Origin of the sequence: Polynucleobacter sp. AP-Latsch-80-C2, assembly GCF_018882185.1 — a bacterium.
Taxonomy (GTDB): Bacteria; Pseudomonadota; Gammaproteobacteria; order Burkholderiales; family Burkholderiaceae; genus Polynucleobacter.
The window spans coordinates 33,742-48,068 of the sequence record NZ_JACVOY010000003.1 but is presented as its reverse complement, the minus strand read 5'-3'; the positions used below and the strand labels follow the sequence as shown (position 1 = coordinate 48,068).

Genomic DNA, 14,327 nt, shown 5'->3' with positions numbered 1-14,327 from the left:
TTGAAGCCCCAAGATTACCACCCCCTTGGTCAGCTTGCTTGATAATAGGGGGACTATGAAGCCGATTTTGAACATTGCCGCCTATTTATTTGTCAGCCTAGAGGACTTATCTACGCTCCGAGCAAAAATGCTCGATGAATGCAATGTTCGCGAGCTTAAAGGCACCATTTTATTGACGGGCGAAGGCATTAATATGTTCCTCGCTGGTCAGACGGCAGAGTTACGTAGCTTTTTGGACTGGCTCAGAAGCGATGCTCGTTTTAGCCCTTTAGAAGCTAAAGAAAGTTGGTCAGAGCACCAACCTTTTAAAAAGATGCTGATCAAGCTGAAAGCGGAAATCATTCGGATGAACCATCCGAGTATTCGCCCCGAGTCTGGTCGAGCAAATTTCATTACCCCAAAAAAATTACAAGAATGGCTTGATCGCGGCACAGATGATTTAGGTCGACCAGTCGTAATGCTTGATACGCGTAATGCGTTTGAAGTGGACTATGGCACTTTTGAGAATGCCTTGCACTTTAATATCCAAAAGTTCACTGAATTTCCGGAGGCCATTACCGCCCACAAGGAACAACTGGCCGACAAAACGGTAGTGAGTTTTTGCACTGGCGGAATTCGTTGTGAAAAATCAGGGCTCTTCATGCGCGAAATTGGTATGGAGCATAGCTACCAACTCGAAGGTGGCATTCTGAAATATTTTGAGGAAGTAGGCTCAGCCCACTACCAAGGCACTTGCTTTGTCTTTGATCAGCGGGAAGCCTTGGAGCCAAATCTAGACTCCATCCCTTTTGAAGCATCCAATCGCAAAAAGATCAAAGTCAGTTAAGCAGACTTACCCACTAAAGTCATATGCTCGACCATGGGCGGTTTTACAAAATAAGGCCCTACGATAGCGCGCCAATCAGCGAAGGCGGCTGAGCCTCGAAAATCCACTGTGTGGTTCTCTATAGTCTCCCAGTAGATCAACAGCACATAGCGCTCCGGGCTTTCCACACTGTGGTTTACCTTGTACCCCCGAAATCCCTTTGAGTGCGCTATCACCGTCTCGACGCCGCGAATAATAGCTTCCTCGAACGCAGGGCTCTTTTGGGGATCAATTTCAATATCACAGTGTTCCAAAATCACGCTTTTCTCCTCAGAAAATCTTTGCCATAAATAGTAGAATTACATAGCTCCACAAGATTAATCCAAAAAATAACCTGGGCCAGAGACATGTTCAATACCCCCAATCGGCAATTGCCGATTTTTTTATCCTCCCTGACGCTTGCTGCGCTCACTGTATTCACTAGTTTTAGTGCGCAAGCGCAAGCATCTGCAGCTACTCCTTATCCCGTAAAACCAATCAAATTAATTGCACCAGTTGCTGCGGGTGGAGGCTTGGACAACATTGCACGTGCGTTAGCAGAAAAACTATCCCGCTCTATTGGCCAACCTATCATTGTTGAAAATATGGGTGGTGGGGGCGGCTCTATTGCATCCCAAGCAGTAGTAAAAGCACCGGCTGATGGATACACACTCATGATCGCTTATGTTGGTACCCACGGCACCAACCCTGCGGTGCGCAAACTACCTTACGATGCCATCAAAGATTTCACCCCAGTAGGCATGATTGGCGCGACTCCAAACGTACTCATCATCAATCCTGATTTGCCAATTAAAAACTTCAAAGAGTTTGTAGACTTTGCGAAAAAGAATCCAGCAAAACTCAGTTACGGTTCAGCTGGCCCTGGCACGCTAACCCACCTTGGTATGGAACAACTTAAATTAGCTGCTGGTATTTTCATGGTGCACGTTCCCTATCGTGGCGTGGGTCCTGCCTATACGGATTTACTCGCTGGCCAAACTCAGGCAATGTTCCCAACCCTATTTGCAGCACTTCCATACATCAACACTAATCGCGTGCGTGGCTTAGCCGTGACGGGCTCCAAGCGTAGTAGCGCAGCACCCAATATCCCAACCTTTAAAGAGCTTGGTTTTAATGGCTTTGACGGACAGCAGTGGTATGGCGTTGTTGGTCCAGCCAACCTTCCCCCAGCCATTACCACCAAGCTGAACGCTGAACTCAACAAAGTATTAGCGCTCCCTGAGTTTTCCGAAAAGATGAGCAGCGAAGCGATGACCTTAATGCCGATGACATCACAACAATTTGGCAACTACATCAAAGAAGATATTGCACGCTGGGCTAAGGTAGCCAAAGACCGCAATATTGAAATCGAATAAATCAACACAATCAATAGGAAATCATATGTCACACGCTATTGCAGCAGCAGCCGATCTGAACGCACCACCAGTAACTAAAATATTGGCCGAGTTTGTTACTTCCCATCCCAGTCAAGGCTGGACTCCAGAAGTTGAACATGAAGCCCATCGCACATTTTTAAATTGGCTAGGTTGCGCTATCGGCGCAGCAAATCATGAGAGCGTTGAATCTTCGCTGGCTGCTATCCGTGAATTTCAGCCAGCCCCACAAGCGAGTATCTTGGGGCGTAAAGATAAAGTGGATATGGGTGGAGCAGCTTTAATTAACGGTATCAGCTCACACACTTTTGACTTTGATGACACTCACCTCAAGACAGTGATTCATCCTGCAGGTCCAGTTGCGTCAGCAATCTTGGCTCTAGGTGAGCACATGAATGCCAATGGTCGTCAAATGATTGACTCACTCATCCTCGGTATTGATGTAGCTTGCCGCGTCGGTAATGCCATGTATCCCGATCACTATCATCGCGGTTGGCATATTACCGGCTCTACCGGTATGTTGGGTTCAGCTGCAGCTTGCTCACGCTTGATGAGTCTAGATTTACAAAAAACCACCATGGCTTTAGGTATTGCGGCTTCTCAGCCTGTAGGTATGCGTGAGCAGTTTGGCACCATGACCAAACCATTCCACCCAGGTGGTGCAGCCCGTGCAGGCCAACTGTCTGCACTCTTAGCAAAGCATGGCTTTACTGCAAGTCCAAAAGCGCTTGAAGCGGGTCGTGGCTATATGCAAACTGTTTCTACCAAATGTGACTGGTCAGAAATTGATCGCGCGCTTGGTAAATCATTTGAAATTTCTTTAAACACATACAAACCATTTGCTTGTGGAATCGTGATTCACCCCGCTATCGATGCTTGTGCCCAGTTGCGCGCCCAAGGCGTGAAAGCGGAAGATGTCGAGCGCATTGAATTACGCGTACATCCATTGGTACTGGAATTAACTGGTAAGAAAACACCAAAAGATGGACTAGAAGGTAAGTTCAGCGTCTATCACGGATGTGCTGTTGGATTAATCTTTGGACAAGCTGGCGAAGGCGAATACGCTGACGATATCGTCAATCGTGCTGACGTTGTAGCGCTACGCGCAAAAGTAAATGCGACAACAGATACTTCCATTAGCGAGGCTTCGGTAGATGTCAAAGCATTCCTAAAAGATGGTAAAGAAGTACATGTGTTCGTGAAGAACGCCATTGGTTCAGTAGAAAACCCCATGAGCGATGCCAACCTAGAACAAAAGTTCACTAGCTTGGCTGAGCCTATTATTGGCAAGGAAAAGACCCGTCAACTGATTGCTGCATTATGGAAATTAGGACAAGCATCCGATCTCAAGCAAATCATTAGTCTTTGCACTCCAGACTAATTAACTCAGAAAGCGCGCGACTATGACTCAGCCTAATATTGTCATTCTGGGAGATTACGAGCGCGCTCTTCGTCGCTTTTCAAAATGGGATAAGTTGGATGCCCTAGCGAAGGTCACCATTCATCATGAGCCATTGCGTGACGAAGCCTTATATGAGGCGGTGAAGGATGCCGATGGGATCGCCATTGTGCGTGATCGATCGCCCTTTAATGAAGCAATGATTGCACGCTTACCCAAGCTGAAGTTTCTGATGTTTACGGGTGAACGTAATGGCACCCTAGATTCTGCAGCTTTAATTGCCCGCAATATTCCGATTGGAGTAACGCCTGGTGGACCCTCTAAAGAAACCACTGCTGAACTGACTTGGGCCCTAATCCTAGGAGCCTCCAAGCGCTTGGTAGAAGAAAACAAACTCATCTCCTCCGGAGGCTGGCGCGATGAATTATCGGTGCTCCCGATGCTTGCAGGGGAACGTCTTGGCGTCATGGGTTTAGGGTCTATTGGCAGTCGTGTAGCGCGTGTTGGCGCAGCCTTTGGCATGAAAGTAGTTACCTGGAGTCCGCGCATGACTCCCGAACGCGCTGCCGCAGAAAATGCAAAGTCAGTCAGCCTAGAAGAATTACTCAATACCTCGAAGATTGTCACGATGCATTTAGTTGCAGGGCCCGGCACCAAAGGTCTTATCTCAGCAGATCAACTTGCCCTCATGCGCCCCGATGCCATCTTGGTGAATACCTCACGCTCGGCCTTAATTAACATGACTGATCTTCAAAAAGCATTAAAAGCCGGAAGACCTGGTCAAGCAGCAGTTGACGTCTTTGATGTTGAGCCACTCCCAGAAAATGATTCGCTGCGTAATACACCTAACTTACTAGTGACCCCTCATTTAGGATTTATTGCGGAGCCTATTTTTGAAACCTTCTCCAAAGGCATCACACAAACATTAGAAGCGTGGCTAGAAAATAGATCCATTCCACATCCTTTTAAGTCTCAATAAAAAGCTTTTTTCATCTTGAATCAGTTAACACCCTTACAGCTCTTCATTAGCTTTAGCAAAATTGGTATGTCTGGTTTTGGTGGAGTACTACCATGGGCACGGCGCACCTTAGTAGAACGCGACAAGATTCTGACTTCAGAAGAATTTAGTGCAATTCTAGGTATCTGCCAAATCGTTCCCGGGCCCAACATTGTCAACGTTGCTGTATGCGTAGGCTCACGCTTTGCTGGAGCCAAGGGCGCCTTTGCCTCAGTATTAGGACTCACTCTAGGACCCATCTCTCTGGTCATGCTACTGGCAGTCTTATACGACCATTACAGCTATCTAGATTCTGTAAAAGGCGTTTTGCGTGGAATCTCTGCGGTCGGCGTTGGCTTGATTGCCTCGACTGGATTTAAGATGCTGCGGGATGAGTTTCGTTACCCAGCGATGCTATTGGTAGTCATCGTAACGATTTTGTGCGCAAGCTATTTTCATCTTGGCTTAGGTTGGGTAGTGCTGATCGCCTCACCACTAGCCATAGTGTTGGCTTGGAAGAAAGCATATAAAGGATGAGCATCCTTCTTAGCTTATTTTTAAAGCTTTCTGCTTTCTCCCTGGTCGCCTTTGGTGGCGTAAATGCGCTACTCCCCGTACTCTTTAATCTTGCCGTCAATCAAGAACACTGGATCGACGTTCAAACATTTTCTGATTATTTTGCGATAGCGCAAGCAGCGCCCGGTCCAAACTTTATGACGGTAACCTTATTGGGCTGGCATATTTATGGGGTTATTGGGGCACTCATCGCCACACTGGCCATTGCATGGCCTTCCTCTATTTTGATCTTTTACCTACAACGCCTGATTTTGGGAATTAAAGATCCTCACAAGAAAAAATCCATCCAATATGCAGCTGCGGCATTAGCCATTGGCCTCGTTCTCTCATCCGCCTGGCAAATTGCGCTTCAAATCAATCATAGCCCCGCTGCTTACGCCTTGACCCTAGCCACAATTGCTTTTACATTATTCACACGTTGGCACCCTTTGTATTTAATTGTTGTGGGTGCTGTTTTAGGCTTGTTTGGTTTTATCTAAACTGGATCCATTATGAAATTTGCAAAATCATTCGCACCTGCTCTGTTAGCGCTGGCTATGCTGAGTATCTTCCAAGGCACAGCGCAAGCACAGGCCGGCTACCCAAATAAACCGATTAACTTCATCGTTCCTTATGGCGCTGGTGGCGGAGCAGATTCTCGTAGTCGCCAAATTGCTCAAAAAATGAGTGTCATCCTCAAACAACCGATCATTGTTGATAACAAGCCAGGTGCTGGCGGCAATATTGGAACGGAATATATTGCAAGAGCGACTCCAGATGGTTACACCATTGGCATGGGCAACTTTGCTCCAATGGCAGTAAACAAAACTCTGTTTGGTAATTTACGCTATGACCCTGAGGTTGATTTAACGCCGATCGCATTGATTGAAAAAGGCCCACTAGTCTTAGTAGTTAATCCAAACTCCCCTTATAAGACAGTTAAAGATATTGTGGATGCAGCCAAAGCAAAACCTGGTGTGTTGACATTCTCTTCAGGTGGTATTGGTGGTAGCCATCAATTATCTGCAGAAATTTTTGAGCAAAATGCCGGCATTGAAATGATTCATGTACCTTACAAGAGTGGCTCAGCTGGACTCACTGATTTGATGGCGGGCAATGTCACGATGATGTTCGATCAAATGTACTCAGCAATGCCCAGTATTAAGGCTGATAAGCTTCGTCCTATTGCCATCACCAGCAAGAAGCGCTCACCACTACTGCCAAACGTGCCTAGCTTTGCGGAAGTTGGCTACCCTAAAGTTGAAGTGTTGAATTGGCAGGGGCTGATCGCTCCTAAAGGGACGCCGAAGGCCATTATCGATAAACTCAATGCTGCGGCTAATGAGGCATTAAAAGATCCGCAATTGCGTGAATTGATGCTCTCCCAAGGAAATGAAATTGGCGGCGGAACTCCAGCTGATTTTGCCGCTCTCATTAAATCAGAATCAAGCAAATGGGGAGCAGTCGTGAAGATTGCCAATATCAAACCAGAGTAAATTATTCTGAGGAAGATTAAGGGAAGTCTCTGACGAGGCTTCCTTTTTTTTATTTGAGAGCTTGGTAAGTCAAGATACCCAAGAAAGTGAGCACGAGAGAACCAATGAGATGCAATAGAGCGGTGCCTAAAGCCCAAGTAAACTCTCCACGCTGTATAAAGCCTACTACCTCAGCAGAGAAGCTCGAGAAGGTAGTGAGCCCCCCTAAGAATCCCGTGATCACAAACAACTTCCACTCCGGCGAAAGGCTGGGGTTGTTACCAAAAAACGCCACCGCTATTCCGACTAGGTAGCCACCAACCATATTAGCTAACAAAGTTCCAAGCGGAATAATCGAAGCAGTACCAACGGTCAATAAATTAAAGCCTGCTCGCAATAAAGCGCCGAGACCTGCACCACAAAATATTGCTAGAAAGGATAACCACATAATTAGCGTTCTATTGAATTGAAAAGCCCAACATACTGATTGAGCTCATCTCAATACCATCGATGTAAATCTGAGCTTGCTCATCATCTTGCTGTAGCGCCAAAGTATATAAAGCTGGCCAGTAATGCTCTGGCGTTGGAATGGATAAATGGGCAGCATCACCATAAGCCTGCCAATTGATCAGCGGCTCATGATGATTGGCGCGCATTTCTGAACTAAAAAATGCATTGAAATCTTTTGCCCAATGAGCAGGCTCAGCATTGTCATGCCAATCGATGGTGCGCAGGTTATGAACCACATTACCGCTAGAGAGAATCAAAATATTCTCATCTCGCAAAGGTCTTAACTGTTTAGCTAACTCGTAGTGCTCATGAGCAGACATTGAGCCATCTAGACTGAGCTGCACAATTGGAACGTCCGCGTCTGGATACATGTACTTCAATACAGACCAAGCACCATGATCAATACCCCATTCATTCTCTTCGAGAACAACTGGGACATTTAATAATTCTTTAACGCGATCTGCAAGCGCAGGGCTCCCAGGTGCTGGATATTGAATATCAAAAAGGGGCTGCGGAAATCCGCCAAAGTCGTGAATCGTTTTAGGCTTTGCCATTGCAGTAACCCAAACCCCGCGGGTTACCCAATGTGCCGAGATGACAAGAACTGCATCTGGGCGTTTCAATGATTTACCAAGCTGAGCCCATGCCGCTGTAAAGCGATTGGGTTCTAAGGCATACATCGGACTGCCATGGCCAGCGAATACTGCAGGTTGGCGATGGCTCGTCATGAATTCAAATTAACCGAATACGTAACCAATATGAGCAGCTACTAATGCAAACAAAATAGCCAAGCTAGTCGCAGCGGCCAACATCACGATCAAAGTAATGATCTTTTTGTTAATTTCTTCTTTAGATTCGTTATGCCATTCGTTCATGCTAAATCCTCTGTAAACACATTAAATAATTGCTTAATTATCCACTATCGACCGCGGCCGGCCTTGCGCATCATGCCTTTTCCGCCACCAAAGCCTGCCTGAGGCCTTCCGGCTGGGCCTGATGGACCCTTAGGAACTGGGGGGCGTGCTGGGGGCTTAGCGACTACGGGCTTTGCTGGGGTCTTTGGGTCGGGTTTTTTATCGTCAGTCAATTTTTGCTCCTATGGATATCATATTGCCATGATTACTGACTATTCTATCCAAGCCGTCGCCATTAATGCGATTCCCTTGATTTTCGCCATTACGATTCATGAGGCTGCCCATGGGTATGCTGCTCGAAAGTTTGGTGACAATACCGCCTACATGCTCGGCCGTGTCAGCCTGAACCCGGCAAAACATATAGACCCTGTGGGCACCATTCTGATCCCTCTAGCCCTTCTGCTTACTGGATCTCCATTTTTAGTAGGTTATGCCAAGCCTGTACCCGTGAACTTTGGACGCCTAAGAAACCCCCGAATAGACTCGATCTGGGTTGCCCTGGCTGGACCAGGCTCTAACTTCATTCAGGCAATCATTTGGGCAATTTTGCTCATCTGCCTTCTGGGTTTTGGGCTTGATGAAAAATTCTTTATCTCCATGGCTCAAGGTGGTATCACCTGGAATCTTGGTCTTTTGGTATTTAATCTCTTTCCCCTGCCACCCTTGGATGGGGGCCGCATTTTGTCGAGCTTGCTTCCTGCGCGTCAGTCTATCGCCCTGGGAAAACTGGAGCCATGGGGATTTTTCATTGTGCTAGCCCTGGTATTTACTGGAATCATTGGTAGCCTATGGATGGAACCCCTTATGGCATTTTTTAAGTGGCTGCTCTATCTCATCACGTTGCCCCTGCAAATGATTCTCTAGTTGGTTGCAGCGGCAAAAGACAACATTCTGGAGTATGCTCAATTTACAGTTGGTTTTGCCCCTTCTCAACCGCCTAATCAATAGAGGTCCCATATGAAACTAGAGAAAATTATTTTAGCGAGTGCCGCGACTGTTTTAGCAATTGGCGCAGGTTCGGCATTTGCTCAATTTCAAAATGCAGAAAAAGCAATTGAATATCGTCAAAGTGTCATGACGATCATTAACACTCATTTCGGAAGAATTGGTTCTGTGGTTAAAGGTACAGCACCCTACAACAAAGACGATGTGAGCAAAAATGCAGAGATCGTAGTAATGATGTCTACCTTACCTTGGCAAGCTTTTGGTCCTGGCACTGAAGGCGGCAAAGCAAAACCAGAAATTTGGTCTGATAACGCGAAGTTCAAAGCAGCTGCTGACAAAATGCAAGTTGCTGTTGCTAATCTCAATACTGCCGCTCAATCAGGTGATCTTGAAAGTATTAAGAAGGCCTTTGGTGCTGCAGGGCAAACCTGTAAAGGTTGCCATGACGACTTTAAGAAGAAGTAATGAAGTAACCCACTACCACCGCGATCACGCTTAATAGAATCAACGCAAGCGTGCGCTGAATAAAACCATCTTTGGATGGTCGGCCCAAGTCAGCAGGTGAATAATTCGCCTCCTCGCTTGGATCTATTTCTTTATCGCCACTCAACATTGGTGTAATCAGATCTTCGCCTTTGATTTTTTTGTAAAAAAGAATGGCTGCAATATGAATGGTAATTAATGTATAGATCACCACCTGATTGCCCTCATGAATTTCCGAGAAGAATGACACTAAAAAGTTGGGGACGTATTTTGCTAACGGACCCTGGAAAGTCACCTCATCATCTACAAATAAACCCGTGAACACCTGAACACATAAAACAAATAGCAAAGCAAAAACAGAGAGGGCGCCGAGAGGGTTGTGCCCTAATACGCGAGGAGACTTTCCGCTCAAGTAATTAAATATTCCTGCCTTGGTTGGAAAGAAGGTAGAAAAGCGGGCATGTGTGGATCCTATAAAACCCCAAAAAATGCGGAAAATTAATAAGACCAAAATACTGTAGCCAAAATACGCATGCCATTGAATGGCGTAATCGCCTAAGTTGATCGTCACCAAGCTACCAACGATGCAAACCACCAATAGCCAATGAAATACTCGGATTGGCAAGTCCCATACGCGAATGATTTTCTTCATACCTTAAGAATAAAGCACGATCTGTCTTAAACTAAAGAACATTCATGAATCCCAGTAAAGCCTTCAGAACCCTACTGCTCTACCGCATTGGTGCAACACTCAGTTATCAAATTACGATGGTAGCCGTAGGCTGGCATCTTTACGAAATCACCAATAGCGTCGTTTCTCTTGGCTTAATTGGTCTTGCAGAGCTCATTCCCTACTTCACGCTTGCCCTATATTCGGGGCATGCAGTTGACCATTACTCTCGAACACGAATCGCAGCCATCGCCTGTGTCATCCATATGTTGGTGGGCTTATTTCTGGCAGCGGTTGCTATGGGTTGGCTTACCCCACCAGTACCCCTGATTTATAGCGCTGTAGCCTTTATCGGTGTTGGTCGAGCTCTATTGCGCCCCTCCTACCAAGCATTATTTGGTCAAATTATTCCCAGGGACCAGCTGCCACGCTATACCGCCTATGCCTCATCCGCCTTCCAAATTTGTGTAGTCGCAGGACCAGGGCTCGGCGGCTTAATGATCGGCTTTGCAGGTCTAGAGTGGACCTATTTGCTCGCTGCATGCTGTGGCGCCTTTGGTCTATATGGCATTACCTTTATTAAAGTGGCACAAGAAAAGAGTAGCACCCTCTCCAATCAATTTTTAAAGAGTTTTCTAGAGGGCTTTCATTACGTCCGAAAGCATGAACTGATTCTGAGTGTGATGGCGCTAGATATGTTTGCAGTGCTCTTTGGTGGTGCCGTGTCTATTCTTCCAGCCTTTGTTAAAGAGGTGCTGAATTCCGGCCCAGAAACCCTTGGAATTTTGCGAGCCGCACCAGCAGCAGGCGCCGTACTGACTGGTATTTATCTCGCAAGACGACCCTTGCTAAATGACTCTGGTAGATACCTGTTCTTATCAGTTGCTGGATTTGGTTTGGCGATTATTGCCTTCGGAATCTCAAACAATCTTTGGCTATGTGCATTCTTCTTGTTTATCTCTGGATGCTGCGACTCGATATCGGTAGTCATCCGAGGCAGCGTGATGCAACTCAAGACACCAGATCATATGCGCGGCAGAATCAGCGCCATCAATGGCATCTTCATCGGCTCCTCAAATGAATTGGGCGCACTCGAATCGGGACTGGCTGCTAGCGTGATGGGCTTAGTGCCCTCGATTGTGTTTGGTGGAGCCGCTACGATTGCCGTTGTACTGCTAACCTATCGCCTCGCACCCCACCTGCGCAAATTACACCTTAAAGATATTTCTTAAGACTACCGAAATTATTTAATCTCGGGCAGCTCTTTCTGAATAATTTTTAAGCCGTCACGTAATGCATTTTGATAACGTTTACGCTCTGCCGCAATGGATTCTGCAGTCCAAGAATAAAATCCCTCACCTGTTTTCATACCAAACTTGCCGCTATCTACTCGCTCACTCAAACATTTCGCAATGGTTGCAGAGTTATTGAGAGACGGATAAATCGTAGCGCCTCCTGCAGCATGAATTTCAAGACCAGCATGATCACGCTGCATTGCAGGACCAGCAGCAATGTATCGGAATCCAAAACCAAAACGTACTGCCTTATCAATATCTTCTGGCGTGCAAATACCAGCATCCACCATCGCAAAAGCTTCTCTGGATAAAGCATGCTGCAAACGATTGGCCAAAAAACCTGGTAAATCTTTTTTCACGGTCACCGGCATCATGCCGCACGCTGTCATTAGCTTCGTAAGGCTTTCACCAACCATTGGTGAAGTTTTTTCACCATAAACAACTTCTACGCAGGGAATTAAATGGGCAGGCATAAAAAAGTGAAGGCCAATCATTCGGGCGGAGGTTTTTAAGCCATCTGCAATCTGGCTAATAGGAAAACTAGTGCTGTTACTCGCTAAGACGGCCTCTGGTTTTGCATACTTTTCAAGTTTTGCAAATAACTCTTGTTTGATATCGAGACGCTCAGGCACACATTCAATGACCAGATCAACATCAGCCCAATCCACTTCTTCTAGAGATCCCGCAACACTCAAAAGATGAATGCGGTTTTCGTAGCCGAGCTCGGTCAGGGTATTTGCAAAGTAATCCGGCAACAGGGCGCGACGCTCAGTGGTGGGTTCAACCACCTGCACCGCACATCCACCGCGTGCGCAGACGGCGGCAACGTCTGCACCCATCGTGCCACCTCCAACGACTATTACTTTAGTTTCGGCTGGGGTAAACAACATAATATTTCTCCTAAAGGGGGAGGACTTTTCAGGAAAAATCCTCTTACAATGGAATCATTATTCCAATAAAAAAGTTAGTGAGACATGATCCCCGTCAATTCGGTGCTACAGGTCGGCTATTTCCCTGAAATTATGCAGGCAGAAATTGATCGACGCTTTAAACCAACATGCCATTTAGATCCTGCAGCCCCTCCGCCTGCTGGAGACTTTGAGGCCATCCTCATTCGCTCCAATACCAAACTACCCGAAGCCCTGGTAAAGCAGCTCCCCAAGGTCCGCATGGTTGCCACCTGCGGGGTTGGCTACGACAACCTCCCGCTAAGTCATCTTCGGGAACGTGGCATCAAGGCAAGCAACACCCCAGGCGTCCTCAATGATGCCGTATGTGAATTGGCGATTGGCATGTTGTTCGGACTACTTCGACGCATTCCAGAAGCTCAGGACTTTGTTAAAAGCACCGAATGGTCAAAGGGCTTATTCAAGATCACTACTACCCTGGCGGGTAAGCGCGTTGGGATTGCTGGGATGGGCAGAATTGGCCAGGACTTGGCTGAGCGACTTCTGCCCTTCAAGGTAGAGATCGCTTATAGCGGCCCTAACCCTAAAAATTTGCCTTACACCTATTTCAAAAACGTCAAAGATTTAGCGGCTGCATGTGATGTGCTGTTTTTAGCGTGCCCAGCCACTCCCGATACCGACAAAATGATTAATGCGGAAGTATTGAATGCTCTTGGACCCAATGGCTATTTAATCAATATTGCTCGCGGCAGTGTCGTCGATGAGACTGCACTTTTATATGCACTGCAGCATAAAAAGATTGCTGGCGCAGCTCTAGATGTCTTTGAAAATGAGCCAAATCCCAACGCTGACTTTTTAAATCTAGATAATGTGCTCTTAACACCCCATATTGGAAGTGCTACCTCGGAAACACGGATAGCAATGACGAATTTAGCAGTAGATAATTTAGAAGCCTTTTTTAACCAACAGCCACTTCTCACAGAAGTTAAAAATTAAATCGGAGCAAGAATGACCATCACCTTACATCCATCCACATTGCCTGCGGTGCTATCACCTGTATTAACACCGTTCAAAGCAGATGGTAGCCCTGATGCACAAAAATTATTAAAACAATGCAAATGGTTAGACGCCAATGGTGTTGGTCAAGCAATCTTTGGTACAAACTCTGAAGCGAACTCTATGTCTGCCCCGCAAAAGATGAGCACGTTAACTGCGCTTATTGAAGGCGGTTTAAATCCTGAGCATATGATGCCGGGTACTGGCGCCACCTCTATTGATGCCACTGTCAATATGACACGTCATGCCGTAGCCCATAAGTGCGCAGGCGTTCTGATGCTGCCGCCTTTCTATTACAAAGATGTCACCGATGATGGTTTGTTTGCTTACTACTCTGAGGTCATTCAAAAAGTCGGTAGCGATGGATTGCAAATTTATATCTACAACATTCCACCGGTAACCAAAATCAACTTAAGTCTGTCCTTACTTGAGCGCCTAGCCAAAGAATATCCAAAAACTGTCGTCGGTATGAAAGATAGTTCTGGCGACTGGGCTTACACCGAATCCGTTATCAAATTACTAGCACCTTCCGGTTTCCGTGTTTATGCTGGTAGCGAAGTATTCCTCATGCGCACCTTACGTGCGGGCGGTGTTGGCTGTATCTCTGCAACTGCAAACGTAAATCCAAAAGCACTAGCCGAGCTAGCAGCACATTGGAGAGAGTCGAATGCCGATGAACGTCAGGCTGAGATGGATAAACTACGCGCCATCTTTGCGCAGTACCAAATGATTGCCGGCATGAAAACGGCTGTCGCGCATTACAGCAAAGATCCAGACTGGTTAAGAGTACGCCCACCCCTCATGCAGTTAACTGCAGAGCAACAAGCAAAACTCTTAGGTGAATTACAAAATGCTAATTTTTCTATGCCGGGTCTTTAATTA

The 14,327-nt window shown here is 46.4% G+C and carries 19 protein-coding genes; 12 read left to right on the top strand and 7 right to left on the bottom strand.

Annotation, left to right across the window (positions count from 1 at the left end; translation table 11 throughout):
- The first annotated feature begins 55 nt into the window (after window positions 1-55).
- Window positions 56-826 (top strand): sulfurtransferase, encoded by a 771-nt coding sequence (locus ICN47_RS04565; protein ID WP_216218723.1) that lies wholly within the window; start codon window positions 56-58, stop codon window positions 824-826.
- On the opposite strand, the gene ICN47_RS04560 is transcribed toward ICN47_RS04565, so the two are convergent.
- On the bottom strand, window positions 823-1,125 hold the full coding sequence (locus tag ICN47_RS04560; RefSeq protein WP_216218722.1) for an antibiotic biosynthesis monooxygenase: 303 nt from the start codon (window positions 1,123-1,125) through the stop codon (window positions 823-825). The genes ICN47_RS04565 and ICN47_RS04560 overlap by 4 nt on opposite strands.
- Window positions 1,126-1,212: 87 nt before the next feature.
- On the opposite strand from ICN47_RS04560, the gene ICN47_RS04555 reads away from it, so the two are divergent.
- The 6 genes from ICN47_RS04555 to ICN47_RS04530 are packed head-to-tail and all read left to right on the top strand — an operon-like array spanning window position 1,213 to window position 6,685.
- Complete coding sequence (locus ICN47_RS04555) at window positions 1,213-2,220, top strand: tripartite tricarboxylate transporter substrate binding protein (protein ID WP_216218721.1); 1,008 nt, start codon at window positions 1,213-1,215, stop codon at window positions 2,218-2,220.
- 25 nt (window positions 2,221-2,245) lie between these two features.
- Window positions 2,246-3,619, top strand: a complete 1,374-nt coding sequence (locus tag ICN47_RS04550) for an MmgE/PrpD family protein (protein WP_216218720.1) — start codon at window positions 2,246-2,248, stop codon at window positions 3,617-3,619.
- Window positions 3,620-3,641: 22 nt separating this feature from the next.
- Window positions 3,642-4,616 carry a D-2-hydroxyacid dehydrogenase family protein gene (locus ICN47_RS04545; protein ID WP_216218719.1) on the top strand — a complete coding sequence of 325 codons (975 nt, stop codon included), beginning with the start codon at window positions 3,642-3,644 and terminating at the stop codon, window positions 4,614-4,616.
- Between the two features lie 15 nt (window positions 4,617-4,631).
- Window positions 4,632-5,171, top strand: a complete 540-nt coding sequence (locus tag ICN47_RS04540) for a chromate transporter (protein WP_216218718.1) — start codon at window positions 4,632-4,634, stop codon at window positions 5,169-5,171.
- Window positions 5,168-5,689: a chromate transporter gene (locus ICN47_RS04535; protein WP_216218717.1), complete on the top strand. Its 522-nt coding sequence runs from the start codon at window positions 5,168-5,170 to the stop codon at window positions 5,687-5,689. The genes ICN47_RS04540 and ICN47_RS04535 overlap by 4 nt, the downstream gene beginning before the upstream one ends.
- A 12-nt stretch (window positions 5,690-5,701) precedes the next feature.
- The gene (locus ICN47_RS04530) at window positions 5,702-6,685 is read left to right on the top strand and encodes a tripartite tricarboxylate transporter substrate binding protein (RefSeq protein WP_216218716.1); all 984 of its coding nucleotides are present in this window, start codon (window positions 5,702-5,704) and stop codon (window positions 6,683-6,685) included.
- A 49-nt stretch (window positions 6,686-6,734) separates the two neighbouring features.
- Here ICN47_RS04530 and crcB read toward each other — a convergent pair whose 3' ends face one another.
- The 4 genes from crcB to ICN47_RS04510 are packed head-to-tail and all read right to left on the bottom strand — an operon-like array spanning window position 6,735 to window position 8,261.
- On the bottom strand, window positions 6,735-7,112 hold the full coding sequence (gene crcB, locus ICN47_RS04525; protein WP_216218715.1) for a fluoride efflux transporter CrcB: 378 nt from the start codon (window positions 7,110-7,112) through the stop codon (window positions 6,735-6,737).
- Window positions 7,113-7,122: 10 nt separating this feature from the next.
- Complete coding sequence (ygiD, locus tag ICN47_RS04520) at window positions 7,123-7,902, bottom strand: 4,5-DOPA dioxygenase extradiol (RefSeq protein WP_216218714.1); 780 nt, start codon at window positions 7,900-7,902, stop codon at window positions 7,123-7,125.
- Window positions 7,903-7,911: 9 nt separating this feature from the next.
- Window positions 7,912-8,049 (bottom strand): hypothetical protein, encoded by a 138-nt coding sequence (locus tag ICN47_RS04515; protein WP_216218713.1) that lies wholly within the window; start codon window positions 8,047-8,049, stop codon window positions 7,912-7,914.
- Window positions 8,050-8,093: 44 nt separating this feature from the next.
- Complete coding sequence (locus ICN47_RS04510; RefSeq protein WP_216218712.1) at window positions 8,094-8,261, bottom strand: hypothetical protein; 168 nt, start codon at window positions 8,259-8,261, stop codon at window positions 8,094-8,096.
- A gap of 28 nt (window positions 8,262-8,289) precedes the next feature.
- Here ICN47_RS04510 and ICN47_RS04505 point away from each other — a divergent pair, with 28 nt between their 5' ends.
- Both ICN47_RS04505 and ICN47_RS04500 read left to right on the top strand, forming a co-directional pair.
- Window positions 8,290-8,952: a site-2 protease family protein gene (locus ICN47_RS04505; protein ID WP_216218711.1), complete on the top strand. Its 663-nt coding sequence runs from the start codon at window positions 8,290-8,292 to the stop codon at window positions 8,950-8,952.
- Window positions 8,953-9,045: 93 nt separating this feature from the next.
- A complete protein-coding gene (locus ICN47_RS04500; RefSeq protein WP_216218710.1) occupies window positions 9,046-9,498 on the top strand; it encodes a cytochrome c in 453 nt (150 codons plus the stop codon).
- On the opposite strand, the gene ICN47_RS04495 is transcribed toward ICN47_RS04500, so the two are convergent.
- On the bottom strand, window positions 9,485-10,168 hold the full coding sequence (locus tag ICN47_RS04495) for a cytochrome b/b6 domain-containing protein (protein WP_216218709.1): 684 nt from the start codon (window positions 10,166-10,168) through the stop codon (window positions 9,485-9,487). The genes ICN47_RS04500 and ICN47_RS04495 overlap by 14 nt on opposite strands.
- 44 nt (window positions 10,169-10,212) lie before the next feature.
- Here ICN47_RS04495 and ICN47_RS04490 point away from each other — a divergent pair, with 44 nt between their 5' ends.
- Window positions 10,213-11,418, top strand: coding sequence for an MFS transporter (locus ICN47_RS04490; RefSeq protein ID WP_216218708.1), 1,206 nt, complete (start codon window positions 10,213-10,215; stop codon window positions 11,416-11,418).
- A gap of 11 nt (window positions 11,419-11,429) precedes the next feature.
- On the opposite strand, the gene ICN47_RS04485 is transcribed toward ICN47_RS04490, so the two are convergent.
- Window positions 11,430-12,371 (bottom strand): 3-hydroxyacyl-CoA dehydrogenase family protein, encoded by a 942-nt coding sequence (locus ICN47_RS04485; RefSeq protein ID WP_216218707.1) that lies wholly within the window; start codon window positions 12,369-12,371, stop codon window positions 11,430-11,432.
- A gap of 84 nt (window positions 12,372-12,455) precedes the next feature.
- On the opposite strand from ICN47_RS04485, the gene ICN47_RS04480 reads away from it, so the two are divergent.
- Window positions 12,456-13,385 carry a 2-hydroxyacid dehydrogenase gene (locus ICN47_RS04480; RefSeq protein WP_216218706.1) on the top strand — a complete coding sequence of 310 codons (930 nt, stop codon included), beginning with the start codon at window positions 12,456-12,458 and terminating at the stop codon, window positions 13,383-13,385.
- 12 nt (window positions 13,386-13,397) lie between these two features.
- Complete coding sequence (locus tag ICN47_RS04475) at window positions 13,398-14,324, top strand: dihydrodipicolinate synthase family protein (protein WP_216218705.1); 927 nt, start codon at window positions 13,398-13,400, stop codon at window positions 14,322-14,324.
- The last annotated feature ends 3 nt before the right edge of the window (window positions 14,325-14,327 follow it).